The organism is Paenibacillus sp. sptzw28 (assembly GCF_019550795.1).
Lineage (GTDB): Bacteria > Bacillota > Bacilli > Paenibacillales > Paenibacillaceae > Paenibacillus_Z.
The window spans coordinates 1,121,154-1,147,659 of record NZ_CP080545.1; the positions used below are offsets into that span (position 1 = coordinate 1,121,154).

General features: G+C 48.8%; 25 protein-coding genes and 3 pseudogenes. 18 read left to right on the forward strand and 10 right to left on the reverse strand.

The genetic code is table 11. From position 1 onward, the window contains the following. The first annotated feature begins 229 nt into the window (after positions 1–229). Complete coding sequence (locus KZ483_RS05210; RefSeq protein WP_220351655.1) at positions 230–694, forward strand: helix-turn-helix domain-containing protein; 465 nt, start codon at positions 230–232, stop codon at positions 692–694. 59 nt (positions 695–753) lie between these two features. Continuing rightward, positions 754–1,167, forward strand: a complete 414-nt coding sequence (locus KZ483_RS05215; RefSeq protein WP_220351656.1) for a DUF2203 domain-containing protein — start codon at positions 754–756, stop codon at positions 1,165–1,167. Positions 1,168–1,231: 64 nt separating this feature from the next. On the opposite strand, the pseudogene KZ483_RS28305 reads toward KZ483_RS05215, so the two are convergent. The 3 genes and pseudogenes from KZ483_RS28305 to KZ483_RS05225 all read right to left on the reverse strand — a co-directional run. Then, positions 1,232–1,505: pseudogene (locus KZ483_RS28305) on the reverse strand (hypothetical protein); the annotation flags it as partial. A 326-nt stretch (positions 1,506–1,831) separates the two neighbouring features. Further along, the gene (locus KZ483_RS05220) at positions 1,832–2,014 is read right to left on the reverse strand and encodes a hypothetical protein (RefSeq protein WP_220351657.1); all 183 of its coding nucleotides are present in this window, start codon (positions 2,012–2,014) and stop codon (positions 1,832–1,834) included. Between the two features lie 44 nt (positions 2,015–2,058). Further along, positions 2,059–4,128, reverse strand: a complete 2,070-nt coding sequence (locus tag KZ483_RS05225) for a methyl-accepting chemotaxis protein (RefSeq protein ID WP_220351658.1) — start codon at positions 4,126–4,128, stop codon at positions 2,059–2,061. 188 nt (positions 4,129–4,316) lie between these two features. Here KZ483_RS05225 and KZ483_RS05230 point away from each other — a divergent pair, with 188 nt between their 5' ends. Both KZ483_RS05230 and KZ483_RS05235 read left to right on the forward strand, forming a co-directional pair. Next, positions 4,317–4,895 carry a TetR/AcrR family transcriptional regulator gene (locus KZ483_RS05230; RefSeq protein ID WP_220351659.1) on the forward strand — a complete coding sequence of 193 codons (579 nt, stop codon included), beginning with the start codon at positions 4,317–4,319 and terminating at the stop codon, positions 4,893–4,895. Positions 4,896–5,027: 132 nt separating this feature from the next. Beyond that, positions 5,028–7,088, forward strand: a complete 2,061-nt coding sequence (locus KZ483_RS05235) for a YhgE/Pip family protein (RefSeq protein WP_258881544.1) — start codon at positions 5,028–5,030, stop codon at positions 7,086–7,088. 55 nt (positions 7,089–7,143) lie between these two features. On the opposite strand, the gene KZ483_RS05240 is transcribed toward KZ483_RS05235, so the two are convergent. The 3 genes from KZ483_RS05240 to KZ483_RS05250 are packed head-to-tail and all read right to left on the reverse strand — an operon-like array spanning position 7,144 to position 11,554. After that, positions 7,144–8,112, reverse strand: coding sequence for a sugar ABC transporter substrate-binding protein (locus KZ483_RS05240; RefSeq protein WP_220351661.1), 969 nt, complete (start codon positions 8,110–8,112; stop codon positions 7,144–7,146). After that, entirely contained in the window at positions 8,087–9,745 is a 1,659-nt protein-coding gene (locus KZ483_RS05245; RefSeq protein WP_220351662.1) for a response regulator, read from the reverse strand. The genes KZ483_RS05240 and KZ483_RS05245 overlap by 26 nt, the downstream gene beginning before the upstream one ends. Before the next feature lie 6 nt (positions 9,746–9,751). Next, positions 9,752–11,554 (reverse strand): sensor histidine kinase, encoded by a 1,803-nt coding sequence (locus KZ483_RS05250; protein WP_220351663.1) that lies wholly within the window; start codon positions 11,552–11,554, stop codon positions 9,752–9,754. Between the two features lie 251 nt (positions 11,555–11,805). Here KZ483_RS05250 and KZ483_RS05255 point away from each other — a divergent pair, with 251 nt between their 5' ends. The 4 genes from KZ483_RS05255 to yjfF all read left to right on the forward strand — a co-directional run bounded on the left by KZ483_RS05255 (position 11,806) and on the right by yjfF (position 16,467). Next, entirely contained in the window at positions 11,806–12,867 is a 1,062-nt protein-coding gene (locus KZ483_RS05255; protein ID WP_220351664.1) for an ABC transporter substrate-binding protein, read from the forward strand. A gap of 92 nt (positions 12,868–12,959) precedes the next feature. Continuing rightward, positions 12,960–14,477, forward strand: coding sequence for a sugar ABC transporter ATP-binding protein (locus KZ483_RS05260; RefSeq protein WP_220351665.1), 1,518 nt, complete (start codon positions 12,960–12,962; stop codon positions 14,475–14,477). 6 nt (positions 14,478–14,483) lie between these two features. Then, on the forward strand, positions 14,484–15,512 hold the full coding sequence (locus KZ483_RS05265) for an ABC transporter permease (RefSeq protein ID WP_220351666.1): 1,029 nt from the start codon (positions 14,484–14,486) through the stop codon (positions 15,510–15,512). Beyond that, a complete protein-coding gene (gene yjfF, locus KZ483_RS05270; RefSeq protein ID WP_220351667.1) occupies positions 15,505–16,467 on the forward strand; it encodes a galactofuranose ABC transporter, permease protein YjfF in 963 nt (320 codons plus the stop codon). Before KZ483_RS05265 ends, yjfF begins: the two co-directional genes overlap by 8 nt. A gap of 1 nt (position 16,468) precedes the next feature. Here the strand turns inward: yjfF and KZ483_RS05275 are convergent, their stop codons facing one another. Next, positions 16,469–16,606: a hypothetical protein gene (locus KZ483_RS05275; RefSeq protein WP_220351668.1), complete on the reverse strand. Its 138-nt coding sequence runs from the start codon at positions 16,604–16,606 to the stop codon at positions 16,469–16,471. 82 nt (positions 16,607–16,688) lie between these two features. On the opposite strand from KZ483_RS05275, the gene KZ483_RS05280 reads away from it, so the two are divergent. The 3 genes and pseudogenes from KZ483_RS05280 to KZ483_RS29045 all read left to right on the forward strand — a co-directional run bounded on the left by KZ483_RS05280 (position 16,689) and on the right by KZ483_RS29045 (position 19,242). Further along, on the forward strand, positions 16,689–17,744 hold the full coding sequence (locus KZ483_RS05280; protein WP_220351669.1) for an ABC transporter substrate-binding protein: 1,056 nt from the start codon (positions 16,689–16,691) through the stop codon (positions 17,742–17,744). Positions 17,745–18,056: 312 nt separating this feature from the next. After that, a pseudogene (locus tag KZ483_RS05285) lies at positions 18,057–18,375 on the forward strand (helix-turn-helix transcriptional regulator); the annotation flags it as partial. 72 nt (positions 18,376–18,447) lie between these two features. Beyond that, positions 18,448–19,242 (forward strand): imm11 family protein, encoded by a 795-nt coding sequence (locus KZ483_RS29045; protein WP_397376181.1) that lies wholly within the window; start codon positions 18,448–18,450, stop codon positions 19,240–19,242. 578 nt (positions 19,243–19,820) lie between these two features. On the opposite strand, the gene KZ483_RS05290 is transcribed toward KZ483_RS29045, so the two are convergent. Together KZ483_RS05290 and KZ483_RS05295 are read right to left on the reverse strand one after the other, a co-directional pair. Next, positions 19,821–20,258, reverse strand: coding sequence for a type II toxin-antitoxin system VapC family toxin (locus tag KZ483_RS05290; RefSeq protein WP_258881702.1), 438 nt, complete (start codon positions 20,256–20,258; stop codon positions 19,821–19,823). After that, complete coding sequence (locus KZ483_RS05295; RefSeq protein ID WP_220351671.1) at positions 20,255–20,506, reverse strand: AbrB/MazE/SpoVT family DNA-binding domain-containing protein; 252 nt, start codon at positions 20,504–20,506, stop codon at positions 20,255–20,257. The genes KZ483_RS05290 and KZ483_RS05295 overlap by 4 nt, the downstream gene beginning before the upstream one ends. Positions 20,507–20,670: 164 nt before the next feature. Here KZ483_RS05295 and KZ483_RS05300 point away from each other — a divergent pair, with 164 nt between their 5' ends. The 3 genes and pseudogenes from KZ483_RS05300 (at position 20,671) to KZ483_RS05310 (ending at position 22,325) form a co-directional block, all read left to right on the forward strand. Beyond that, the gene (locus KZ483_RS05300; protein WP_220351672.1) at positions 20,671–21,402 is read left to right on the forward strand and encodes a tyrosine-type recombinase/integrase; all 732 of its coding nucleotides are present in this window, start codon (positions 20,671–20,673) and stop codon (positions 21,400–21,402) included. A gap of 11 nt (positions 21,403–21,413) precedes the next feature. Next, positions 21,414–21,752 (forward strand): annotated as a pseudogene (locus KZ483_RS05305) (thermonuclease family protein); the annotation flags it as partial. Between the two features lie 30 nt (positions 21,753–21,782). Further along, a complete protein-coding gene (locus tag KZ483_RS05310; RefSeq protein WP_220351674.1) occupies positions 21,783–22,325 on the forward strand; it encodes a GNAT family N-acetyltransferase in 543 nt (180 codons plus the stop codon). Here KZ483_RS05310 and KZ483_RS05315 read toward each other — a convergent pair. Next, positions 22,317–22,466 (reverse strand): hypothetical protein, encoded by a 150-nt coding sequence (locus tag KZ483_RS05315; RefSeq protein WP_220351675.1) that lies wholly within the window; start codon positions 22,464–22,466, stop codon positions 22,317–22,319. The two genes, KZ483_RS05310 and KZ483_RS05315, sit on opposite strands and share 9 nt — an antisense overlap. 91 nt (positions 22,467–22,557) lie before the next feature. Between KZ483_RS05315 and KZ483_RS05320 the strand changes: the two genes are divergently transcribed. The 4 genes from KZ483_RS05320 to KZ483_RS05335 all read left to right on the forward strand — a co-directional run bounded on the left by KZ483_RS05320 (position 22,558) and on the right by KZ483_RS05335 (position 26,250). Further along, complete coding sequence (locus tag KZ483_RS05320; RefSeq protein ID WP_220351676.1) at positions 22,558–23,136, forward strand: sigma-70 family RNA polymerase sigma factor; 579 nt, start codon at positions 22,558–22,560, stop codon at positions 23,134–23,136. Then, positions 23,126–23,827: a DUF3600 domain-containing protein gene (locus tag KZ483_RS05325; protein WP_220351677.1), complete on the forward strand. Its 702-nt coding sequence runs from the start codon at positions 23,126–23,128 to the stop codon at positions 23,825–23,827. The genes KZ483_RS05320 and KZ483_RS05325 overlap by 11 nt, the downstream gene beginning before the upstream one ends. 358 nt (positions 23,828–24,185) lie before the next feature. Beyond that, entirely contained in the window at positions 24,186–25,406 is a 1,221-nt protein-coding gene (locus KZ483_RS05330; protein ID WP_220350410.1) for an IS256 family transposase, read from the forward strand. A 127-nt stretch (positions 25,407–25,533) separates the two neighbouring features. Then, positions 25,534–26,250 carry a leucine-rich repeat domain-containing protein gene (locus KZ483_RS05335; protein WP_220351678.1) on the forward strand — a complete coding sequence of 239 codons (717 nt, stop codon included), beginning with the start codon at positions 25,534–25,536 and terminating at the stop codon, positions 26,248–26,250. Positions 26,251–26,506: the final 256 nt, after the last annotated feature.

The following is a 26,506-nucleotide window of genomic DNA, read 5'->3' on the forward strand; positions in this document are numbered from 1 at the left end:
TCAGGATTTGCACAAACACCACTGCTACGAACTGGTTTATTAATGGAGCGGTACCGGCGATACAACAATTGACAACCGCTTTTATACATACCGTGAGGGTACGTTTTCTTTCATGAAGCCTTTCTGTACACATGATCGCCGCACTTGTGAGGAAACGGATTTTATAGCGGTCGCTTTCTATCATGATTTGCCTGTGGCTTTCGAGAATGGAGTTTTTGAGGATTCAAATATGGAAGTAATAGGACGATTGAACCGGATGAAGGAAGAAATGCTTGCCGGACAAACTCATTACCGTTTAAGGTTAGAGCTTCTTGTTCAAGATTTGGTTATCGAGCTCGACCGGATGCTTAACGGACAGCGCAAAACCTGCGAAGAAGAATGGCATTCCTATGTAAAAAACTATATGGACCTGCACTTTAACGAAAATATAAATTTGCAGACGCTTGCCGACCTTACGGGGTACAGCTGCGACCGGTTCCGACATAAATTCAAGGAATCTACCGGGTACTCGCCGAATCAATATTTATTGCTGAAGCGGCTGGAATCGGCGAAGGAAAAACTTTTATTTACCAATAAAAGTGTCACCGAGATTTCACAGGAAAGCGGTTTTTCCAGCTCGTCGCAGTTCTGCCATCTCTTCAAAAAGTACACCGGCGAAGCCCCGACCAAGCTGCGATGCAAAAAAATGCAGTGAGTCCAAAGTGAAACATTGTGTTAAGACAGTGTAATATAAAGTTAAGGAGTGGATGTGTGATGACGAATAAAACGTTTACGGTGAGCGAAGCGAACGCAATGCTGCCGCAGCTGCAGGAGGACTTGCGGAAGCTGCAGGCGCTCACCAGAGAGTTTGAGCTTCAATATTCAGAGCTGCGGAAGAAGAAAGTGGGGAAAGGACAGCCTTCCGTGAGCCCGGAGGTTGGCAAGGATCCGTTCTTTGAGATGGAAGGCCAGCTTGAGTTTATGCGAATGGAAGCGGATCTGTTAATTAACAACTTCGAGCGAAAGGGTGTTCTGCTGAAGATGATAAACCCCGGTCTGATTGACTTTCCGGCCGTATTGGACGGGGAGGACGTACTGATTTGCTGGAAGGAAGGGGAAGAACGAATCTCGCATTATCACGGCTGGAACGACGGCTTTGCCGGCCGGAAATCACTTCCGGAAGAGTGAAAGTGAATAGGAGGCTCACTCCAGTTTGCATGAGATTCAGTCATCTGTATTGTTGTTGAAACTCCTAGCGGTCTATCGTTTTGAAATATCGATAGATTTTATTTAGTTTTTCGTCTTGCCGTCCCTTTGGACTTTCCATATTTCCAAATTCAAAAAACTTCACTCTTTTTATGCCCACATAATTAAACAAGCCTTTTTTCATTAATGCTTTGTGCGCGTTGTTTAACCAGAAAGTGCATATCCCGTTTTTGCTTGTTGAAAACCAGGACCGGATTAAACCCCTCCTCAAACAGATCCAGCACCTTTACCTTAGTAATGTTGGGGTTCTCGCTACTTCCATTCGAAGAAGAACTGGAAGAAATCGGACGCGCCTTGGAAGTGCTCCACACCAAAGTGTTTTATTAGGCAAATCATTCTGACAGGCGCAAAGACATGATATTCTAGGTGTTATGATCGTAATGTTACTTTTTTGCTCGGCTCTTTAATAGTCGTCCGCCTTCGCCTTGTTACGTCCACTGATGATTTTAAACGCAATATCCGGCTCTCCTATTGCAGGAGGGTTCAATTCTATGTATTGCCGATGGCGTCATAGCATCGCTCGCAGAGCGGGGAATCGGAAGCATGGTGGTGACCGAGCACAACTCCGACCGTTTCCTGCAGATTATTACGCGCCGTGCAGATGCTGCTGAACAAGATCGAGGATCCCGATAAGCCGTTTGAGAAGACGCTGATCAACGGCGAATTCATTAACAGGCAGTCGATTGCGTCTGTGCAGCTCAAGGGCGAATAGAAAGAGCAGGCTTGGATGGATTCCAAGCCTGCTCTTTTTTATAAGGATATAGAGCATATGTTTTTTCGTTAACCCTTCTTTTACCGCTTCGTTCACCTGATTTATTCAATTCTGAACCGGGAGGCTGATTTCGCCAATTCCTTGGTGAGGTTGTCAATTGTTTCAACCATTCGGGCTAATTGGTTGACCATGTCGGATTGGTCTTGAACGGTTGCCGTCACTTCCTGCGCAGAGGCGGAAACTTCTTCTCCGGTGGCCGACAAGCTTTGGGCGGATTGAAGCACATCATTCTTATCCGTTTCCATGCTGGCGACCTCATTGGCCATTGATTTGATTTGATCCGTAATATCCATTACATTGTCCGCAACGGTTTTGAAGGATTCCTGCGTTTTACCGACAAACTCATGCTGCTGCGCGGCAATCGACTGAATTTCACCGACTCTTTTATTGTTTTCATTCACATGCACTAGCATTTGCTGGATGATGCCGTTAATTTCATTCGACTGTTTCGAGGATTGCTCGGCCAGCTTGCGTATTTCTCCGGCCACTACCGCAAAGCCGCGACCGTGTTCCCCTGCTCTGGCTGCTTCAATGGAGGCATTCAGCGCCAGAAGATTGGTTTGTTTTGCAATGTCGCCAATCGCTCCAGTGATGCTGCGGATATTAGCGGAGCTTTCCGTCAGCAGTGAAATAATCGAAGAAAACTTATGGACTTCCTGTCTGTTCTTGTCGTTAATCTCAATCAGGCTGTCGATCACAATATTATTGGAATGGAATACCTCAATAATCGCTTCGGCCCGCTCCTTGACGGATTGGGATTTGTTATGAATGGAAGCGATCTTATCGCCTAGTCCGGAAAATTTGCCCACGATATTCTCGGTTTCATGAGACTGGGATTCCATAGCTTTGGCGATTTCCATTGTCGTGACAGATGTTTCGCCGAGCGATTGAGCTGTAGATTTCGATGATTTCTCCAGCACATCGGTGCTTTCATTCAGGACGCCGATGGATTTGTTCATGCTCGTAATAAGAGCTTTATTTTGTTCCACCATCTGATTAAAGCTGTCTGCCAAATCCCGGAATTCACTGTGATATTTGCCCTCTGCAGCAGCAGTCAAGTCGCCCGCGGACAGCTTCTTGAACAAAGCGGTTAATTTTGCAATCGGGCTTGTGATCATCCGGGATAAGAGAAGTCCGGCGGCTATAGCGGCCGCGACCGCAGCAGCAGTTACAAAGATGATTTTGAGCAGCAGACTGTCAAGAGGTCTCTTGATATCCCGATAGTTGTCTTCCACGACGACCGTCCAATCGGCGGTTGGAATTTTGGAATAGCGGATATACTTATCCGATTGATCCACTTCTCCTCGCAAAATCGTATCTGGCGATTTCAGCTTCAGGATATCCTCAAGCTCCGGAGTATTTGCAGCTTTACTTCCAATTAGAGCTGGTTCCCGTGAATGGTATACGATTGTGCCTTCCCGGCTCATGATAAAAATGCTTCCCTCATCATTGATTTTCACATTATGCAGGTTATTGACAAAGAAGGATGTATCTATTGTTCCTATAAACACTCCCAATACTTTACCTTCATCGTCTTTAACCGGTTCGGCAAATACGACAACCAGCTTTTTTGTGCTTTTTGAGATGAGCGCATCGCTTATAACGAATTTACCCTGCATCGCCGCCTTAAAATATTCCCGGTCCGACCGGTCGGTCTTAATGGAGTCCCGGAGATTACTTGCAACAATCGTTCCTTTTGCGTCTATAAGGGTGATTGACTGGTTTCCTCTGGTTCCTTCAAAGCTTTTTGTCAGAATGGCGTTCGCCTCTGTGAACAAAGCGTTGTTGGAAGAGAAGAAGTCCTGGTCCGTCATTGTCAACGCGTTTCTTAATTGCAATAGATTCTTAAAGGTCGGATTAACGGAAAGCAGGTAGGTGGACTGTTCCTCCAGTTGGATAATACCTGACAGGCTTTCTCCTATGCGATCCGCATTCGCCCTTATTTCATCCTTCGTTTTGGCCAGGAGCAGGCTTGAGCCAAACCTGTACATAAAGCTGCTGGAGACAACCAAAACAACGATAACCAACAAGCTGATCAATAGAGGCAGCTTTATCTTCAGAGATGTTTGGGAGAAAGCTTTGTGCGAACGTTCAGTTTTGTTCCTTGGCATAGCGGTTTCCTTCCCTGCTGTGGATTTTGTTTTGCAAGCTTGCTGGAACTTATAGTCAATATATCGGATGAATAAAGATGACTTTGAATAGAAAGGCGTTGTGCAGCGGAAAAGTGTATGATATGATAATGGTGACTGATTGACCGGATTTGTAATTTAGTCATTAAGTAGAATGGAGGTTCGCTGCAATGACCGTTGACCGGCGAGCGTTGATTTTGAAAGCAGCGGCGCAGTCGTTTGCCCAATTCGGATATAAGGCCACCACTATGGATTTGGTTTCCAAGATCGCAAACGTAGGCAAAGGGACGATCTATACGTTTTTTAAGACCAAGGATGAGCTATTCGAGGAGATACTGCGCAAGGTTTTGCAGGAAATGAGACAGGTCATGGACGGCGGAATTGTTATCGGCGATACCTTTATCCATAATATTTTCCGTGTGCTGGACAGCCTTCTTGAATTTCGGTCGGACCATGAGCTGTTTATCAAGCTGTCCCAGGAAGTCCGCGATATCGGCACTGTGCAGGCAGTTGAAGGTATCCGGCAGCTGGAGAGTATGGCGCGAGAATTTCTTAAGCAGCAGATTGATCAAGCGATTCGGGATGGGGAAATCAAGCCATGCGATTCGAACATCGTCGCTTTCATGTTTCTGAGGCTGTATGTCGGCCTCACAACGGAGTGGAACAAATCGGCTGCGCCTTTGAGCAAGGAGCAGATCAAGGACAACATCCGTTTGCTGATTTCGGAAGGCTTACTCATAACCAAGTAAAAAATCCTCTGCTGCGGAGGAATTTTTTAGCGGGTAACTGACCGAAATTACAATATAGTCATTCGTTCAGACGAGTAATCAAACAAAAGGTGAGTGATAGGTATGAATCCGGTTAGCGTTTTTTGGAATGACATGAAAGGAGTTATTCGTAAACCGATGCTCTTGATATCCTTCATTGCGGTGGCGTTGCTCCCGATGCTTTACAGCAGCATTCTCGTTGCAGGCTCATGGGATCCCTACGGAAAGCTAGATAAGCTTCCGGTCGCAGTCGTTAATTTGGATAAAGGCGCGAAGTATGATGGGAAGTCGCTGGATGTCGGTGCGGATTTTGTTAATGAGCTGAAGAAAAATACTGGTTTCAAGTGGGTGTTCGTGAACGGGGAAGAGGCCGCGAAAGGAATGACAGACAATCAATATTACATGACGGTCACGATTCCGGACAATTTCTCGCAAAAAGCGACCACCTTGATGAATGACCATCCCGAGCAGGCTGAGATTATATTCGAACCGAACAGCGATTATAATTTCGTAGCCGGACAGATCGGCAATAACGCGGTCAAAGAGCTAAGGTCGAAGCTGTCCGCCCAGATCACAGAAGCGTATACGCGCAGCATGCTGGGGCAGGTCGATAAACTTTCCACAGGGCTCGGAACCGCGGGTAACGGCGCGGACAAACTGAAAGACGGTGCCGATCAGCTGCAGGAAGGCCTATCAAGGCTGAAGGACAATGTCGCCAAATTCGCTGACGGGACATCGAAGCTTCAAGACGGAATGAAGCCGCTCCTTGCTGGAGCGGGAACCCTTCATACCGGCGCGTCAACCGTTCACAAAGGCGCCTCCGATTTAGCCGCCGGACTGAGTCAATTATCAGCTGCGGGACATGAATTGGAGGATGGGGCCGTGAAAACTCAGCAGGGGGCGTCCGAGCTGGAGAAAGGGCTTCAATCCTCCAAGGATGCCAGCGGCAGGCTTAAAGCAGGTCTTGCTGACTCGGCGGAAGCAAGCGGCAAGGTGGCAGGTGGAGCCGGTCAGGTGGCAGCGGGTCTGGAACAGCTCATCAAGTCCGACCCGCAGCTTGAAGCGAATCCCGAGGCGCTGAAATTGCTTGCGGCCAGCCAAGCGGTCGCTGAGGGAAGCGCGCAGCTGGCAGCCGGCCAGCAGCAGCTGCTTGCAGGCAGCGAGAAGCTTGATCAAGGCCAGCAGCAGCTTCTGCAGGGAGCATCCGCACTGAATGCGGGAGAATCGGAATTGGTGGACGGGTTAAGCCGGTTTGACGGTAAACTGGATGAAGCCGCCGCCGGAGGAAACAAACTTGCAGCCGGCCTGGGCCGGGTTGATCAAGGCGCAGCTGCAATTCAGCAAGGCCTTAATCAGGTGGCGGGCGGTATCGGCGGACTTACGGACGGTTCGAGAAAGCTGGACGCCGGGACCGGTCAGCTGAAGGAAGGGACTTTAAAGCTGGCCGAGGGGACAGGCGAGTTGGCCGGTAAATTGAAAGACGCGGCGGCTCAAACGGCACAAGTGAAGTCCGGGAATGATACCGTGAATATGTTTGCGAATCCGGTTAAAGTTGTCGAGAATGGCGATCGCAAGGTGGATCGTTACGGGGTTGGAATCGCTCCGTACTTCCTGTCGCTTGCCCTGTTTATAGGGGCACTGGTGTTTACAACCGTCTTCCCGGTCCGCGATTCAAGCGTTCCCGGTGCGTCACCGATGGGACGTTTCACGAGCCGTACCCTGACCTTTGCAACGATGAGTCTGCTGCAATCCGTAATTGCGGGTGCGGTGATTATCTACGGTCTTGGGCTGGAGGTTAGAAGCGTGCCGCTGTTCTTCCTGTACACCTTCGCAGCCAGCATAACCTTTACGTTCATTATTCAGGCGATTGTGACCTGGTTTGACCAGCCGGGACGATTTATCGCCATTGTGCTGATGATTCTTCAGCTGACATCAAGCGCCGGGACCTTCCCGCTTGAGCTGCTGCCGGGCTGGATGCAGAAGCTGAATCCGTGGCTGCCCATGGCACACAGCATTACGGGCTTCAAAGCAATTATCGCAAGCGGCGATTATGGCTTGATGCGGGAGCAATTAGGATATCTGGCGATTTATGCCGTCCTGTTCCTTGTATTGACATGGGTGTATTTCATCCGGCAAACCACCGATCGAAGCAGCTTCAAAGAATTGACTGTATAAGGTATACTGAAAGGCATAAGCTGACCATTGAAAGGGCGTGAGTTGAACTCACGCCCTAATTCGTTTCCGCTCCGATTTCCCGAACGCCCGTATCGACAAAGGCGGGTATGTTCCTGCCTTCGTCTGCCTTCAGCAGATATTCGATGATCCACTTTCCCCAATCCTGCTCATTTTGCGAAATAACGGAAGTCGTTTGGCCGTTGCGGATCGCTTCGCGGATTTCTGGCATCATTCCGAATGCGACGGCATCCCGGCTGAGTCCCTTAGCCTTCCAGACAAGCACGGAGTTTAATGCGGATATGAAGTCGATGGAGACGAAAGCATCGAAATGGGGATGTGCGTCAATCATCGCTTCCATATCGGATAGCGCCCGTTCTCCGCTTCCCTCGTTATACCGGACCTCAAGCACCTGAATTTCCGTTTGTTCGTTCAAATAGCGGAGCAAGCCGTCAAGCCTGTCCTTATAAATTCTCATCGTGGACAATCCCGATTCGACAAGGATCATCCCCTTACCTTTCAGAAGCCGGCTGATTACTTCCCCCATGTGCGTTCCGGCTTTCAGGTTATCCGTACCGATAAACGATAACCGTTTGCTGCCGGGTGAATCGGACTCGAAGCAAATAACAGGAATCCCGGCTTGGACGGCTTTGTCGATAACCGGAACCAGCGCTTCCGAATCGATCGGGTCGATCGCAATCCCGTCCACCTTCTGTTTGATCATCGTTTCCATCATCCGGATTTGCTGCTCCAGATTCATTTCTTCCGGCGCTTTGACAATTAGCTGAATGGAATAGGGCTTTGCGGCTTCCTCGGCCAGACGGGTAACCATTTCGTAGAAAGGATGGGCTACCGGATAAATTATGCCGAAGGTACGTTCGGCGGGCCTTTCCTTCTCTTGAGGCGACGGCGTATTCGCCGCCGCCGGACCGGGCGGGGTCCCGCTCTGACAGCCTGACCCCGCAAGGAGGATCACCGCTGCGAGCGCACCCCCCAGCCATTTAATTGCGAAGTTCGCCCTGCGCATGATCCGCGCCCTCCCTGCCGGAAGGAGAGCCTGAGAAACGGCCCGTTTTCCTGAATTCCGTTGTCGTTACTCCCGTGATGCGTTTGAACAGATTGGAGAAATAATGGGCGTCGTTGTAGCCAACCTGAAAGGCGATCTCGTAGGATTTGGCATTCGTCGATTGAAGGAGCTCCATCGCTTTGCGTATGCGGATTTGCGTTAAATAATCGATGAATGTTTGTCCCGTCTCCTGGCTGAACACCTTGCTCAGATGACTGGGACTTATTTTGACATAATCAGCCGTGTCCTGAAGCGAGAAATAGTCTTTATCGTAGTTGGAATGCATATATTCCTTGACCTTGAGCAGCATATCGCTATATTTATCCAGGCAGCGGGACCGCCACACCCGAAACTGCTCCGCGAGGGCAATCAGATAATCGCAGGCATCCTCCCACGTCCGTACCGATTCAATTGACTTCTGCAGTTCATTCAATGTTTCCCCGGGTGGTGCCTGTTTGCCGCACAGTTCTTTGGCAGTCCGGAAAATTTCCAGCGTCAGGTCGTTAAGAATGTAATATCCCGCCAGGGATGAATGCCAATCGACGGATCGAAGCTCGTGAGCGAATTCGGCGACGAACTCTGCTGTCTGCGCCGTAGAGCCGAGTCTCAGAAACTCGATAAACCTGCTGCGGTCCAAGTAAACCGTCTGCTGCAGCGATCCGGCGACCGTATCCCATACATTGCGGCGGTTCCGTCTGGACAATCGCCGCGTATGCATATCCTCTTCCGCTTCCATGAACGAAATATGGATACCATGAAGACGTTCCCTGACACTTCCGATCCCGACGGAAATTGAAATCGAGGGGGATTTGTCCTCCGCCGTCTTCTCTATGTTCTGAAATGACAGCAAACGCTGCTGAAGCTCTTCCAGGCTGTCCCCTTTCATTATCCAAACCGTTTCTGTCCGGCTTCGCCTGAACATCAAGGTTTCATGATCGCTGCCTCCTGCCGTATGATTGTCCGGGTACCAAGTCTGCGGCTGATGATTATCCTCATATAATCCGGCGGCGGATGGATCATCCTCGCTTCGGATGTCCAGCAGGGCTACGGCATAGTAGTGGGCCACCAGGTTGAGAGACAGGCCTGCGCTGCGGTTGATTGCTTCCGAGGCACCGATAAACCCGCTGCACAGGTCGTTCAGAAGCTTCTCCCGGGTGAGTCCGGCCTGCTCGAGCTCGCTCTCCTTAAGCCTGGCAAGCCGCTCCCGTTCGCGGCGCTCCCCGTTGATTTTATCGCTGACCGAATGAAGCAGACTGGTGAGGCCGGCCGCGCTTATCGGCTTGAGACAGTATTCTTCGACGCCCATGCGCAAGGCCGCTCTGGCATATTCGAACTCGCCGTGCCCGCTCAGCAGAATGATTTTTACCGAAGGCATTCGATTGCGGACTATTGCCGACAGCTCCAGCCCGTTCATAAAGGGCATCTTGATATCCGTGATCAGGATATCCGGCTGCAGCTGCTCGATCATCGGCAGCGCGATTTCGCCGTCGGGTGCATCCCCGCAATATTCAAAGCCTTCCTGCTCCCATTGGATACAGTCGCGGATCGTTTCCCTGACCAGAATTTCATCGTCAACCAACATCACTTTCTTCACCCGGTGTCACTCCAGTCTCATCGGTATTCGTATGGTCACCGTCGTCCCTTCACGTTCCATGCTGTCCACCTGCACCCCGTAGCCTTCGCCATAATACAGCCGAATCCGCTGGTGCACATTGTGGAGACCGAACCCGCCGGAAACTTCTTTTCCGGTCTCTGCCGGTATATGGCGGTTCGACAAATTAACTCTTAATTGCTCCAGCTTGCCCGGGCTCATGCCGATGCCTGTATCACGGACGGTCAGAACGATTTCCCGTTCGCCGCCCTCATATCCGCTTATACGGATGAATCCTTTGCCGCGCTTGTTCTTGAGTCCGTGGTAAAGCGCATTCTCGACAATCGGCTGCAGCGTCATTTTCAGAATCGGAAAGGAATGAAGCTGCGGGTCCACATCGACTTCATAATCGAGAATGTCGCGATAGCGCATTTGCTGGATCTCCAGGTAGCTGCCCACGTGCTCGAGTTCCCTCTCCAGACTGATCCAATCCCGGCCCCTGCTCAGACTGATGCGGAACAGCCGCGACAGTGACTGCACGAGCCGGATGACCTTGTCATTCTTGCCTGCTTCCGCCATCCAGACGATAGAGTCGAGGGTGTTATACAGGAAATGGGGGTTAATCTGGGCCTGCAGCGCCCGGAGCTCGGCCTTCTGGATTTCCTCCTGCTCCTTGATGCTCTGGCTTAGCAGTGCTTTGATTTTGCCCAGCATAATATTGAAGCTGCTGCCGAGGTCGGCGATTTCATCCTTGCCTTCCGGCGTAACCTTGGCTTCCAGATATCCCGAAGCGGCGAGCTGCATCTTGTTCTTCAGCAGCTGAACCGGACGCGTCAACCGGGCGGTGATGAAGAAGTGGAGCGTAATGGCGAAGACGATGCTTAACGCGACGCTTATAATGATAAGCTGCCGGATCGAGTTGGCCTCCCTGACGATTTCCTGCAGAGGAGCAAGCCCGACGATTTTCCAGCCGGTGGCCAGGGAAGCGGAAGCGACGACGAACTTGGGCTTGCCGGCCGAGGAATCGACGAAGCTGGCGCTGGAACCGGCCGTCATTGCGGTCAGGTCCGCAGGCTTAAGCAATGTGCTGCTCTCGTCCATGTTCGCCGGGGTGAATATCGGGGCACCCGTGTTATCCGCGACATAGAAGAAGCCCGTCCGGCCGATCGTGACATTGTCGCAAAACCGTTTCACGATGGAATCGTCCAGATCGATCACGATAAAACCGATCACCTCATGCGTAATCCGCTGCCGGACCGTAGCCATAATGGATATCACATGTTGTTTATCGTACTGAAACCCGTCCAGCCGATCCATTGTCATGGAATCGGAGGGAGGGATATTGAGAATTGCGTCCGGATGGTTGACCAAATAAGAGAAGTGCGGATTTCTGAGCGGATTCCGGTCTAACTGAAAGACCCCCCTCCGTTCGCTTATGCCTCTTCCGTACAAGTTGATCATTGTGATGTTAAGAACGCTGTCATATTTATACGTTTGACGGTAAGAGTCCATCGTCCTCAATATTTCTTTGGCATCCTCATAGGTATCGCTCTGCGAGAATAGGAAATGAAGCACCTGCGGATTTTTGCCAAGCTCCAGCAATTTGCCGGTATCCATAAACAGGGTATCGATGTCCCGGGCAAGCTGACCGGCTACGAGTATGGCGGAGGCTTTGCTGTTTCCGAATACGGTGTTGAATGATTTCTGGTAAGAAATCAAGCCCACGGCAATCAATGGGACGCAGGTCAGAATGACGAACATGGTCAGCAGCTTGGCACGCAAGCTCGAAGAGATCCAACGCAGCAATTTCATAAGCGTTCCGAGACCTTTCGAAATAAAGTAGGCGAATCTAGCTAAATTATGAAGGAGATGGGATGAAAACGCAATCATTCGCCAAATAACACAACTTCGAAACAAAATAACAAACCGATTGGAGCGCACTCGGCCGAAATGGATAAAAATTTACAACAAGCGGCGGTGAAACTCCGTATCCGGTCACTTTGTAAGCGTTCTATAATCAGAGCACACCAGTCACAAGGTGATCTAAAGGGGAGGAATAAAACTTGAAACTGACTAGAAAAATGGGCATTGTCCTCGCTGCATCGGTCTTGCTGCTGTTTACGGCGGCGTGCGGAAGCGGCGGCAGCGGCAGCGGCAGCGGCAACAACACATCCGGGGGCAGCGCGGAAGCTCCGGCGAATAGTGCAGCGGAAGCCAAGAGCGAGTCTGCGGAAGCGCCTGCCGATAAGAAGGTGACCCTGGGCTTCGCACAGGTCGGTGCGGAGAGCGGCTGGAGAACGGCGAACACGACGTCGATTCAGGATTCGGCCAAGGAGGCCGGCTTCGACCTTAAATTCTCGGATGCGCAGCAGAAGCAGGAAAACCAGATTAAAGCCATTCGTACTTATATCCAGCAAAAAGTAGATGTAATCGCATTTTCGCCGGTTGTCGAATCCGGATGGGACACGGTGCTGAAGGAAGCTAAAGACGCCGGCATTCCGGTCATCTTGACCGACCGCGCGGTCGATTCCAAGGACACGTCCCTGTACGAAACGTTCATCGGCTCCGACTTCGTGGAGGAAGGCCGCCGCGCAGGGCAGTGGCTCGTGGATAAATACAAGGATGCAGCCGGCGACGTTAATATCGTCGAGCTGCAGGGGACGACAGGCTCCGCACCGGCCAATGACCGGAAAGCGGGCTTCGCGGAAGTAATCAAGTCGAATCCGAACTTGAAGGTAATCGCTTCCCAGACAGGCGACTTTACCCGTGCGAAAGGCAAAGAGGTCATGCAGGCGTTCCTCAAGGCAAATAAGAAAATCGATGTCTTGTACGCGCACAATGACGACATGGCGCTTGGCGCCATTCAAGCGATTGAAGCTGCCGGTCTGAAGCCGGGAGAGGACATTGTCATCATTTCCATCGATGGCGTCAAAGACGGATTCACCGCGGCCAGCGAAGGCAAAATCAACTTTATCGTCGAGTGTAATCCGCTGCTCGGGCCGCAGCTCATGCAGGCGGTTCGCGATGTTCTGGACGGCAAGGAAATTCCGAAGCGTATTGTGACGGTGGAAGGCGTGTTCACCTCGGAGGAGGCCAAGAAGGAGCTTCCGAACCGTAAGTATTAATTCGCAATGATTGTGACAAAGCCACTCCGGCTTGATGCAACGCTTGGCCCGGGGTGGCTTTCGTCTTGTTCCCAGTAGAAAGGAGTCGCCTTATGAGAACATTACAGCCGATTCTGCAAATGACGGATATTCATAAGAAATTTCCCGGCGTCAAGGCGTTATCCGGCGTCGATTTCCGGTTGTTCCCCGGTGAAGTCCATGCGTTGATGGGAGAGAATGGAGCCGGCAAATCAACACTTATCAAGGTATTGACTGGGGTCTACTCGATCGACCGGGGCTCCGTCGAGCTTGAGCAAGCTGAAGTAGGCATTCAAAGTCCGCAGGATGCGCAAAATGCGGGGATCAGTACGGTTTATCAGGAAGTTAATTTGTGCCCGAACCTGTCGGTAGCCGAAAATATTTTCATCGGCCGGCAGCCCCGGAGGTTGGGCCGGATCAGATGGAAAGAAATGAACGGGTCCGCGCAGAGGCTGCTCCGTGATCGGTTGAACCTGGAAATCGATGTGACACAGCCGCTTCAGTCCTATTCGGTTGCCGTTCAGCAGCTCGTCGCGATTGCGCGTGCTTTGAATATTTCCGCGAAAGTGCTCATATTGGATGAGCCAACCTCCAGCCTGGACCGCAGCGAGGTGCAGCAGCTGTTTGCCGTGATGAACAAGCTGAAGAGCGAAGGATTGGCCATCTTGTTCGTTACGCATTTCCTTGATCAGGTATATGAAATTTCCGATCGAATAACCATTCTCCGTAACGGGGAGTTTGTCGGGGAGTATCCGGCAGATGAGCTCCCCCGGATAGAATTGGTGTCGAGGATGATCGGCAAAGAGCTGCATATGCTCGATCAACTGCCGAAGGAGGCCGGTGGCGAAGCGTCCTCGGCCATGGATGAAGTAATGCTCGAAGCGGTCGGCCTTGGCAAGAAAGGCGCCATAGAGCCGTTCGATCTAAAGGTGCGCAGGGGCGAAATCGTCGGACTGGCCGGGCTGCTCGGCTCGGGCCGAACGGAGCTTGCCAGGCTGCTGTTCGGGGCTGACCGTGCCGAACAAGGCACGCTTCGGTTATCCGGCAAGCAAAGGGGAGTCCTGCATTCGCCGAGGCAGGCCATTGACAGCGGAATTGCGTTTTGTTCTGAGAACCGGAAAGCGGAGGGCATTATCGATGACCTGACCGTCAGAGAAAATATCATTCTCGCCCTCCAGGCGACGCGCGGCTGGTTCAGAACGATATCCAGGAAGCGCCAGGACGAAATCGCACTCGAATATATCCGCATGCTGAACATTAATCCGCCGAATCCGGAGCATCTGATCCGCAATCTAAGCGGCGGAAACCAGCAGAAGGTGCTGCTGGCACGCTGGCTTCTCACGGACCCGAAGCTGCTCATACTGGACGAACCGACAAGAGGCATTGATATCGGGGCCAAAGCGGAAATTCAGAAGCTGGTCATGACCCTGTCCCGGAAAGGAATGTCCGTACTCTTTATTTCTTCCGAGCTTGAAGAGGTGCTGCGGGTAAGCGATCGTATCGGCATACTAAGAGACCGGCGCAAAATTAAAGAATTGGCCGCTGAAGAGATTAGCCAGCACAATGTGATGCAGGCAATAGCAGGAGGATGAACGTAAATGGTGAAGCATCATTTGTTTTGGCCGCTTACTGTGCTGGCGGCGCTTTTATTATTTAATCTAATTTATTCGCCCGACTTCTTCTCGGTTATAATGCGTGACGGCCACCTGTACGGCAGCGTCATCGACATACTCAATTTCGGCTCTCCGCTTATTCTCGTTTCCATCGGGATGACGCTCGTCATCGCTACGAAGGGAATAGATTTATCCGTCGGCTCCGTCGTTGCGATAACCGGGGCGATGGCCTGCCTCACGATCAGCAAAGGCAGCGACCAGAATGCGCTGACGCTGGTACTGGCTGCCGTCGGCATCTCATTGGCTCTATCGGTAGTTCTTGGCATATGGAACGGCCTGCTGGTTGCAACGGTAGGCATTCAGCCGATTATTGCCACTCTCATTCTGATGGTTGCCGGCCGCGGGATCGCCCAGCTTATTACGGATGGACAAATTATTACCGTGGAAAGCGCAAAGTACGAGTATATCGGAGCAGGCGCTTTGGGGACTTTGCCATTCTCGATTTTTATTGTTATCGCGGTATTTGCGGCCGCTTCCTTGTTAACCCGCAAGACCGCTATCGGCCTCTTTATCGAATCGGTCGGGTGCAAGCCGACCGCAAGCCGTTTGGCCGGCGTTCGCTCGTCAGCGGTAATGATCGTCGTATACGTATTTTGCGGATTATGCGCGGGTATCGCCGGGTTGATCCTAAGCTCCAACGTATCCAGCGCGGATGGGAACAACGCGGGTCTGTGGTACGAGCTCGACGCGATCCTGGCTGTCGTCATCGGCGGAACATCGCTTAGCGGGGGGCGGTTTTATTTGACCGGCACACTTGTCGGCGCACTTATTATCCAGACGCTGACAACGACGATTTACATGATCGGGGTTCCTCCGGAAATCACGCTCGTCGTAAAGGCGTTTGTCGTGCTTGCCGTCTGTCTGCTTCAGTCAGAGACGTTCCGCAGCACGCTTGCGGCACGCTGGAAAACCCGCCATTATCCGGCGGAACGGGAGGTGAAGCGGCATGCTTAAGCGGCAGTATATTCCGATTCTGGTGACCGTCTGTTTATTCGCGCTCATGTTCTGCGCCGGATCATTCCGGTACACCGGATTTTTCTCTCTGCAGGTTCTGTTCAACCTCCTGATCGATAATGCATTCCTGCTTGTAGTGGCAGTCGGGATGACCTTCGTTATCGTATCGGGCGGTATTGATCTGTCCGTAGGGTCGATGATTGCATTAACGACGATGGTGTCGGCGAGTCTCCTTCAGCAAGGATGGCCGCCGCTCGCGGTCATTCCGTCAGTCCTCTTGATAGGAGCCTTGTTCGGCTGGGCCATGGGCTCGATTATCCATTATTTCAAAATTCAGCCGTTCATTGTCACATTGGCCGGAATGTTTCTTGCCAGGGGACTTTGCTATGTCATCAGCACCGACACCATTACCATCGATAATGCCTTTTACACAAAGGCTGCCCAGATGAAGGTTCATCTTCCCGGCGGCAGCTATATCTCCATTAGCGTTATTATCGCATTAGCAGTGGTGGCGGTTGGATTTTACGCAGCCCATTACACGCGGTTCGGGCGCAATACGTATGCAATTGGCGGCAGCGAACAGTCCTCACTGCTGATGGGACTTCCGGTCGGTCGGACGAAAATATGGGTCTATACCGTCAGCGGTCTGTGTTCCGCTCTTGCAGGCGTCGTATTCACCTTCTACATGCTATCGGGATACGGTCTGCATGCGATGGGCATGGAGCTTGATGCGATCGCGGCGGTCGTTATCGGCGGCACGCTGCTTAGCGGCGGCGTAGGCTATATCGTCGGCACGTTCTTCGGCGTACTGATTCAGGGCGTTCTTCAAACGATTATAAGCTTCGAAGGTACACTCAGCTCATGGTGGACCAAGATTGTGATCGGTCTCCTGCTGTTCTTATTTATCCTGCTGCAAAGGCTGCTCAGCGAACGCCGACTGGCGCAGCGAAATTAGGTCATCCAAGCGATAATCCGAATCGTCGGTGGCTGCCGGGCAAGTGGAGTCGCGCTGCGCTGCCCAGCTTGAAGTCGGGGAACAGCTGCTCAAACTTTCCGCCAAAATGAAGCAAGTATCTGGTAAACTGGAATTGCATATGTCAAGCTTTCGCATTTAACTAAGGAACATTCCGATAGGAATCGATGCCAGGCCTGAATATAGGAGGTCAATAGACAACAATGAACATTCGGTATAAAGCGCCAATTGGGCTGGGTATATGGCTATTGGTTCTGCTGACCATTCTGGCCGGCTGCGAGTCCGGTTCGTATAACCCGCCGAAAGAAACGTTAAACGGAACGCAAAAGGGCAATATCGACACGAGTGCGGCTTCGACGGTACCTGTAACGGATAGCCGTCCGATCGTTCTTGGCTTCTCCCAGCTTGGTTCGGAGAGCGATTGGCGTAAAGCGAACACATTATCGATCCAGGAGGCTGCGAAGGAATCGGGAGTAGAGCTGATTCTTGATAACGCAGAACAATCGCAAGAGCAGCAGTTCGCGGCAATTCGCCGTTTTATCAAGCTGGGCGTGGATGTCATCGCCATCGCCCCCGTGATTCAGTCGGGCTGGGAGAGTATATTGAAGGAAGTGCAGGAGGCGGGGATCCCGGTTCTCATTCTCGACCGGGCCGTAGGCATTCGGGATTCCTCGCAGTATGTCTCACTTATTGGATCCGATTTTTACGAGGAGGGCCGGAAGGCGGGCAAATATTTGCTTGATAAGATGAGCAACAGCCCGGGGCCGATCGGAATCGTGGAATTAAAGGGAACGGAAGGTTCTACCCCGTCTATCGACAGAGGGAAGGGCTTCCATGACACGATTAAGGAACGTAAAGATTTGACCGTACTGGTAAGCGAGTCGGCCGATTTCACCTACGAAAAAGGCAGGGACGTAATGAGGTCGATCTTGAAGGAGAAGGGCAGGAAAATCCGCGTTTTATTCTCCCACAATGACGACATGGCTCTGGGCGCGATTGAGGCTATTGAAGAATACGGTCTCCGGCCGGGTAAAGATATAGTCATTATTTCCGTAGACGGCACCCGTAAAGCGATGGAAAAGATGGCAGAGGGCAAAATCAATTGTGTCGTGGAATGCAATCCCCTTCTCGGTCCCAATTTGATGCAGGCAGTCAAGGAGCTGATGGCCGGCCGTTCCATACCGAAGCGGATCGTAACGCCGGAAAGTGTATTTACGGAAGTAACGGCCGGGAGGGAGGTCGGAAACCGGAAATATTGAGACTGACTGATTAACAGATACAAAATGGGACTTTAACTTGATGTCCAGCCAGATCAAACCGTTGATCTGACTGGTCTTTTTTTATCAAGGCTATGTTAAAATTTGTTGTAGATTTTCTTATTAAGCTAATTGGCAGCATAGCTCAATGTTACTAATACATTGGAATTATTGGGATCAATCTTCAGGAAAAAGTGAAACATACGAATAGCGGGAGAATTATATCATCTTCGACATGCTGACTTTTTCGTGCAGGAAATGCACGGCTTTATTTTTTATCTGCGATAGAATTTTATATTGAAGGGAGGGAAAACGATGGATTGGTTGGACAGGATGAAGAACGCCATGGAATACATCGAAACAAATCTAGCGGACAATATCTCATATGATGAAATAGCGCAGAGCCTGTTGCTCTACTTATCATTTTCAAAGAATGTTTCCGTTCATTACTGGAGTATCGTTATCTGAGTACATTCGACGTCGACGGTTGACATTGGCAGCATTTGAACTGCAGACAACAGATGCAAAGGTTATTGAAGTAGCTGTGAAATATGGATATGATTCGCCAGAAGCGTTTGCACGGGCGTTTAAGAATCTTCATGGGATCATGCCGATATCTGCGCGCGATAAAGGCGGTCCCACATGTGATATTATAGTGATAAATATCGTTTATATGTGGGACCTTTTAAGAGAGGCGATGGTTCTTATGAAAATCTGGGAACTCAGCACACAAGACAAAGTCCAGATCACGCTCAAACATTACGAGGAACAGTACTATAAATATTTTGATTCGCAGTTTATGGGTCAGCCCGTTTCCACTTGGGGAGAGATTGAAATGATGGTTTACAAAGGTGGCGGCAAGTATTGTGATGCTCCTTATTTTGTTTCAGGAAAACCCATCTTCAGCGGAAAAACGGTAGAGACATTAGGTGATCTGATAAGAGATAGTGCTGAAATTCTTCCTTTGGTGCATGAGCCGTTCGCGGTTTATGCAATTAATGTACTTAACGTGATTAATTGCATCGATTACAGCCGCGCGGAACCGAAAAAGCTGTCCAGCGGTACGCTTATCGGTTTTAATCGGTTTGCGTTTCACGAGCAGCTGCTAACAGGTAAGCATATCTTTAAAATCCCCGAGATGCTAAGCACCAAAATATTTGTATCTGATCAATTTAAAGCTAAAGTCGAAGAACATAAACTCACCGGCTTTGCTTTTTATGAAGTTTGGAATTCCGTGGCTAGTGAAAAGCAGCTTGCCGTCGAGGACTGGGATCCTGAGGCGGACGATTACCCGCTCACATTTGGAGAAGCAATAAAGATCGCCGAGCTCGGGGAAAGAGCGGTTGTCAGCGGAAGATACAAGTGGCAGAGAAACAAAGAGGGCATTCTGGTACTCGGCGAACGGATTTCCGACGGTTCTGTTGTATGGATGGATCCGGTCCATGTACCTGTACCGCATTTACAAATGAAATGGAATACGCACCCGTTATCCGAATTCTGAGCTCAAGCAGTCGGGCATCACGAAGCGAAGAAGCCAAAGAATTAAGCGAAAGAGAGACCCTTTTCTGGAGAGTACTGAAAAAGCGTTGTTTTGTTGCCGCGAGCAACAGAACAATGCTTTTTTATCATTAGGAAACGAGCTTAGACCTATCTGCTAGGCCATTTTTGGGGTTATTAGCTTCACTATTCGCTTCGCATTTACACCAATGGCTGTCAGGATGGCTTGTATTCGCATGCCAAGTAGGCCTCGGCTGCGGTTTAGTGATGATATTTATTATTTAGTTAAAGGTTGGATTATTTCTAAGTAATGTTTAATTTAATAAAATGATTTCAATCGATGTAGATATGTCGTTGCTGGAAGCTAAGTAGGAAATCAGGAACGTAAATCAGTATACCGAGGTGAGCAATCCTCTCACCTCGGTAGTCAGAATCAAAACATTGTTTTATTTGCCATGATCACTTCAATTCTAGCAGGCGTTTTTTTCTACTGATTGCCGTAATTGGTTCGATAGGTAGAAGCTATCCGCTCGGCTTTGGCAATCCCTGTTATGCAGATAGCAGAGCCAGCCTTGTTTGAAATTATAATTGAGCTAAACTTCTACAAGGTATTTCCTCCACTTGTTCCAGTCGAATATCATTCGTAACAAAAACATCCGCTTGTGCGATGATGGCGGATGCGATCACAAGCGCATCCGGTGTTTTCATTCCGTATTTTCCTCTAAGAAAGGCTGCCCGTTCGGCAACCGTGTTGTCAACGGGCACAACTGAAAGATTTGGAAAATGGGCAAAAAGCAGTTTGTACTGCTTCTCTAGAGCCAGGTTCCCCTCCCGAATCGGTTTCACGAGGATCTCGGTCAATGAAATGGTCGAAGCAACGGCTGAATAGGTTCCATCCTCAATTTGCTCGAGCAGCCACTTGGCTTTCTCACCAAATTCAGGATGTTGCTCAAACACATAAATAAAAATGTTCGTGTCCAACGCAATATTCTTAAAAGAAGAGGGGGAGGAGGCGTTCACCAATTTTCTCTCTCCTTCCGAACATAATTATCACTTGGTTCATCGTTCCATAATTCTTTTCCAAGTCCCCAAAGTTTATCAGAGAATGATTTTGGTTTTGGCATCACAATGATCTCTTCATGAACCTCATCATACTGCCATAACAGTTTATCACCAACTGCCAATTTTGCTTTCACACGTATCTCTTCAGGAATCGTAATCTGATATCTCGTACGAATTTCGCTTTCCAATTTCAATGTATGTTCCATGTCACACCGTCCTTTGATTCATCTTACTATTATTTATTTTATCATACTTCCGGCGATTTAATCCAACCTTAAATCCGGGAAGACAAAATACGTCACAGAATGTCCCTTCTGTGCTCTAATTTGTGCCATATTAACTAAAAAAGGACGTTCAAGGAGGCCGCTAAGTGAGACAAAACACGACACGGAAGGATTTTTCAGTTAATGAACCGGTGGAAGACCGATTGACGCTTTGGAAAGATCGCTACAGCGAGATGGAAATAACAGGGGATCGGAGCCTCGATGTTGAAAAAAAGATTAATCTGCAGCTCACCCGGTTTATCGACTTCTTTCGTGACCGGTATGGATACGAAAAAGTAACGGCGATCGTGAAAAGGGATGTTACTGCGTGGCTCGAGCAGTTGTATAATCCTCCCGAAAAGAGAGGGAAGGCGTATGCGCCGGCCACCGTGAATAATCACCAGGCTGCACTGTCCCGGTTTATGAAATGGCTTCGGATTCGTCTACTGCCGGAAGATCCTATGAAAGGGATCCGTGGGATCATGCTGCCGGATCCCGAGCCGCGGACTCTGACTTCCGAGCAGATTCTGACACTTAAAAACATCTGTGACCGGCTCGAGCGGTTTCATTTAAAAAAGGACAGGCGCCGAATGAAAGGGAAATTGGAACTCAAAACGCATGCACGCCCGCGGCGTGATCGGGCAATCGTTTACGTCCTTCTTTCGACGGGGCTGCGTCGGGAGGAATTGGCGAATCTGAACTTGGAGCAAGTCGAACCCAGTGATCCGGTGCAACTGCGTACCGCTCGAAGTGCTAAGATCGTCCGGATACGCGGGAAGGGAAAAACGGAAGGAACCGAGTACTTGTCGGCCGATGCGCGCGCTGCCCTGGCTGATTAGGTCGTGATAAATACGATCGCCTGTTGGCGTATGTTTATCTTCCCGCGTGCCCGGCAAATGCCGATACAAAGAAGCTGTGTGAAAAGGAAGGCAACTCGGTTGCGAAGATGGAACTCGCCAAAGGACTCGCCAGGGTTGCTTACATCTATGAACCCAATACGAAATACGTAGATGAATATCGAAAGGTCGAAGCTGAGGCTATGCAGAAGAAAATTGGCGTTTGGTCGATCGACAATTATGTGCGGGATGATGGATACCATCCACAAGTACATACAAATACAGAGGCAAAGCCAGCCGAGCAGAGCGAACCGGTTCCGCACAAGCACCGTGATGACCTGTTCTTGATCTAAAAGAGAGGTAAAGTACAACGAGGTGATAGAATGCTAAAAATGCGAAAAGCTAATATAACTGACCACCAATTCTTGGTTCGAATTGACTCGAAAAACGATGGGTACACAGTTCCGGATGAAGCTGAAATGTCAGAACAAGAAAAAGAGGAACATATTAAGAAAATAGAAGGGTATCTAACTGACTCAAATAAAGGTGCATATATTATTGAGGATTCCGCTTTTAGCAAACCGATTGCAATGATAATGTACTCCATAGCAAATAGAGATTCAGTGTATCCCTGGACAGTATTCCACGAGTTAGATCAAAATTTATTTCAAAGTGATGGTCAGTTTATGGAAATATTTCAATTATGGGTTCATCCGAATTATCGCAGATTAGGGTTAGCGACTAAATTAAAACTGAAGTTGGAGGAAAAGGCCCAACATCATAAAGTTGATTTAATTTACACACATACAGAAGAAACGAATACCCATGTAATTAAACTCAATGAGAAAATTGGTTACAAAAAGGTTCGGCGTGGTCCAATTTGGGATGATGTTATTCGAGTAAGCTTAATCAAGAAACTAAACTAACGGACACGATAGCATCATGACGAACAGGCTGCCGATATCGGCAGCCTGCTCCACTTTCGGGCAGTTTAACGCAACGGCATCCGCAAAAACGATCGGCTGTTTCTGTTGATCAAACAGAAAGCATCTGTTAATTTTGGGCATTGGTGGATACTTTTTGAATTAACGAGTGAACCGATCGAAGATAACAAACGAATATATACTGTAAATCTTTACAGGAAGGAGGGTTGAATAGATGCATGATTTATTGGAAGAAGCAGTACGTAACTGGATAGCAGGGGATAAGGAGGCATTTGTTCGCGTGTACGAATATTCAAAGCAAGACGTATACCGTATCGTTTTGTTATTGACCTCATCCCCACAAGATGCAAGTGACGTTTTAAATGAGGTATATCTACAAGTTTGGAAATCCGTACATAAATACAATTCAAAAAAGCCATTTAAGTTTTGGATCCATGGAATTGCTGTTTGCCAAGCGAAAGAATATAAGCGCAAAAATTGGAGAAGGTTTCGATTATTTCAAAAACAGACAGAGGAATTGATACACCCGATTTCTAGTCCTGCTGCGTCTACAGAAATAATGCGTCAGGAAGTACGTTCCGAGTTGTTGGATCAGATTCTCGAATTACCTTTCAAACTAAAAATAGTAGTAATACTCCGTTATTATCAAGATTACGATTTATCGGAAATAGCGGAGTTGTTGCAAATCCCTATTGGAACAGTTAAATCACGTCATCACTTAGCGATGAAAAAATTGAGAAAAAATCTAAATGAAAACTTTGAAGAAAAGGTGGAATCTCCATATGTCTATTGAGGAACAAATTCGATATGACCTCAGAAGATTTGTTCAAAAATTAGTAGTACCTGTTGATACAGACTACAGGATAACTCAAACTATTGGGCAACGAATTAACCCGAAACAGAGACATAAAAAACTGTTGACTGCTTTACTGGTTACGGGCGTATTGGTTTTGGCAGCTGCAGTCCCAGCAACGTTACATGCGGATCGTATATATGGGTCATTCGAATCAATAAAAAAGAAAGCCACCTATGTTACAAAAACAGAATATATGAACCTAAGTGCGAAATTCGCCGGGTGGGATGACCAACTTGGAGACGAGTACCCGAAACTTGAGAAATTGATGAAGCGAGTGATCGCCATTGTGATCGAAAATGGTGACAATGGGATTTTGGATCCGAATACTCTTAATAGTAAGCTTCGTAAGGAGTATAAGCAAATACTTATGGATATGCAGCCTTATTTCGATAAACTAAACAAGGAGCCAATATCACGAAATTACTTAAACGAACAAGAGTACGATTCTTTTATCGAGGCTAACTTAAGCTTTCAAAGCGTCTTGGCGAAACTTGGAGTTAAAAACGGTAGCACCATAGATGAAACTAAGTTATCTAATGATATGGCTAAACAACTTAGAGAAGCAAGAGAACAAATGAGGTACGCTCGTTCACTCGTAATTACACGTTCAACAAATGAAACTGGCTAAATGCAATACAAATGATGTTTGAGTCATCCGAGGAATAGAAAGTCGATTGAGCTATCGGAGACGTTAGTTCAATGCCGAAGGGCTGACATGCGGCAGCCCTTCGCTCCGCTAACTGGCAGCATAGTTGAGTATATCCAAACGATGCCTAGTATTAAAATGACCTGCGGCTATATAATTTGTATATGGGAATACCTGGGGGCGAAATGTAAAAGTTACTACAAAGATGAATGGAACCACAGATGGGCTTGTGTATACTCTTACAGTTAACGAGGAACCGAAATACGTGAGTCTGTAAAATAGATTGTGTAAACTCCTAAACCCATTACAATGGAAGTATAAGAGAGGTTGGGGAGAACACATGGGATTATGGACGAAGCAGCAACTCCGGCAGTTCATCAAGGAGAATAAGTTGGTCTCTGCGCAGGATGCACAGAATGCGTTGAAAGAGCTGTTTGCCGAAACGCTGCAGGAGATGCTGGAAGCCGAGATGGATGAACATCTGGGCTATGAGAAGCACGACATGCAGAACAAGCAGACGACCAACAGTCGTAATGGCAAGAGTAAGAAAACCATCGTAAGCGAGTACGGTGATCAGGAGATCGCCGTTCCCCGTGACCGGCAAGGGGAATTTGAACCCCTGGTGGTGAAGAAGCACCAGTCTAATGTGACCGGCATTGAAGATCAGATTATTGCCCTTTATGCCAAAGGTGTCAGCACGCGTGAGATTCAGGATCATCTGCAAAATCTGTATGGGATTGAGGTCTCTCCCACCTTTATTTCTAACGTGACCAACAAGATCATACCCTTGATTAAGGAATGGCAGAACCGGCCGCTCCAAGGCGTGTACGCGGTTGTCTTCCTGGATGCCATACACTTCAAGGTGAAGCAAGATGGTGCCATTGTCAATAAAGCCGCCTACATGGTAATCGGCATCGACCTGGATGGCAACAAGGATGTACTGGGCATGTGGATTGGTGAGCATGAATCCGCCAAGTTCTGGCTTAATGTTCTAAACGACCTGAAGAACCGGGGCGTGCATGATATCCTTATCATCTGTGTCGACAATCTGACCGGTTTCAGCCAAGCGATTCAGGCTTGTTACGCGAAAACGGACATTCAGAAGTGTATCATCCACCAGATCCGAAACTCCACCCGTTACGTCTCTTACAAGGATCTGAAGAAGGTAACAGCTGACCTGAAGCCGATTTACAAAGCAGCGACGGAAGAAATGGCACTCGTCGAGCTCGATCGCTTCGAGGAAACCTGGGGGAATAAGTACCCGCTCATCATTCGCTCTTGGCGCAATAACTGGGATGAGCTGGCCACCTTCTTCAAGTATCCACCCGAAATCCGCAAGCTCATTTACACCACCAACATCATCGAGAGTTACCACCGCCAACTTCGCAAAGTGACGAAGGGAAAAAGCATCTTCCCGACGGATGAATCCTTGTTGAAAATGCTTTATCTGGCCACCATGGATGTTACGCGTAAATGGACAGGCCGCGTTCAAAACTGGGGTCAAATGCTGCTGCAGCTCTCCGTTTTCTATCCGGACCGCATCGGAGAGCATCTGCGATAAAATTTCCCCCTCGGGGGAAAGCACGAAAAGAGTTTACACAAAAGATTTGACAGACCCAAATACGTATTAAAAATGGATAGCCAACAAAATATTTCCTTCGTCGATCTCCAAAGTTGATGGCAAATATATGAAAGGGAACACCGTAATTTTTAAGGATAAGAACCTGGAGCGTATGGTGCGCGTACAGCTTCAAGTATACAAAGAAGATCTTACAGACATCAACCTGCTTAAGCTGCGTCATATCTTTCCGAAGTATGACGACGGAATTGTGTCCTCTTTAAGCGGAATGGAACATGCCAAGAATCTGCTCGAATTCATGGTCACTAGCAATTCGGAGTTCGACGTGAATGAGCTAAAATATCTTCCGGAGAGTCTCTGTGGACTGGTCGTGAATAAAAGCAGGTTGATGAATATTGATAACATGAATGACCTGGTGCTTACTAAATTAAGCTCTGTTTGTTTTTCGGACAACAGACTTGCTGATTTGTCTCCGCTTGCTTTTTTTCCATCGCTAACCCGGGTCGACGTTGCAAACAACCAAATAGAAGATATCCTTCCTTTAAACCTACTAACGGAGTTGGACTGCGTTATCCTGAGGAATAATCCGGTAAAGAACATTCACGAACTGCATCTTCCGAAACTCCGATACCTGTATATCGATGGCATCGACGCTATGGATTGGAGTTTCCTGCTATCGGGATTTCCAAAATTAGAATACGTATCGATCTCCGACGAGGGTATGACAAATGGCTCCAGGAAGAGAATGTGCAAAAAGTTTGCGGTCTCTTGGACGCAGCAAGACGGGTTGGCGAAGCTATATAATGACTCGAGCCGCAAGCAGTAGGCGGAAACAAGTCAGCGATTGTTGGCCGAATCATGGGTGAAGATAGTTGGCACAGACACCTAGACGTTCAACCACCATGAAAGAACGGATTAACTTTCATCCTCTGTGGTGCAGCGCAAGAAACAGCGCTGCATGCTAACGGGAACGATAGATGAATGATGGTTGCTTCGGCAACCGTTTTTTTATGCTCCTTGCTAGCCATAAATCGCTTCCGTATGCGATTGCGGCCAGATACGGAGTGTGTAGTGTGCTTATA